Raw genomic sequence first — 950 nt, 5'->3', positions numbered from 1 at the left:
ACGCCTTCGCGCACCAGCAGGTCGTAGAACTCCGATGGCGAACGCGCACACAACGACGGCACGACGACTACGCGGCCGCCGTACAGCAATGCGCCCCACAGTTCCCATACCGAAAAGTCGAACGCGAACGAATGGAACAGGGTCCATACGTCGGTTTCGTTGAAGCCGAACCAGTGATCGGTGGAAGCGAACAGACGGCTGACTTGGCCGTGTTCGACCATCACGCCCTTGGGCTGTCCGGTCGAGCCGGAGGTGTAGATCACGTAGGCCAAGTGGTGCGGATGCAGGTTGCTTACGACCGGCGTGTCGGTGCGGGCTTGTGCCCACACGGCTGCATCGTCCAGCTCCAGCACCGGACATTCGGCTTGGGGCAGACTGGCGCGCAGGGCCGATTGGCTCAGCAACGCTACCGGCGCGCTGTCTTCCAGCATGTAGGCCAAACGATCGGCGGGATACGCCGGGTCGAGCGGCACGTAGCCGCCGCCGGCCTTCAGGATGCCGAGCAAACCGACCACCATGTCCAGACTGCGTTCGACGCAGATCGCGACGCGATCGTCGGGTTTGACGCCCAGCGCGATCAGGCGATGCGCGACTTGATTCGCACGGCGGTCCAGTTCGGCGTAGCTGAGCGTTTGCTGCTCATACGACACCGCCGGTGCATCCGGGGTGAGGGCGACCTGGGCTTCGAAGCCGTGATGGATCACGCCGCGTTCGAACTGGCGCGGCGTATCGCCGTGGGCCTGGGCGTGGAAGCCCTGCAGCACCTGCGCCCGCTGCGGCGGCGTCAGCAGCGGCAGACGTGCGACCGAGGCCGAATCGTCGGCGACCATCGCCGTCAGCAAGGTCGTCCAGTGATCCATCATCCGTTCGACGGTGATACGGTCGAACAGATCGCTGGCGTAGGCGATGCTGCCGCTCAGGGCGGTGCCGTTGTCGTTCAGCGACAGGGC

The 950-nt window shown here is 65.2% G+C and carries 1 protein-coding gene; it reads right to left on the bottom strand.

Annotated features, from left to right (window positions below; translation table 11 throughout):
- On the bottom strand, positions 1-950 hold a 950-nt coding region (locus AB4Y92_RS25060), incomplete at both ends, for an AMP-binding protein (RefSeq protein ID WP_441822082.1).

The organism is Lysobacter sp. TAB13 (assembly GCF_052113885.1).
Taxonomy (GTDB): Bacteria; Pseudomonadota; Gammaproteobacteria; order Xanthomonadales; family Xanthomonadaceae; genus Lysobacter; species Lysobacter gummosus.
Note: the sequence above shows the minus strand (reverse complement) of the source record. Positions and strands in the feature narration are given on the sequence as shown.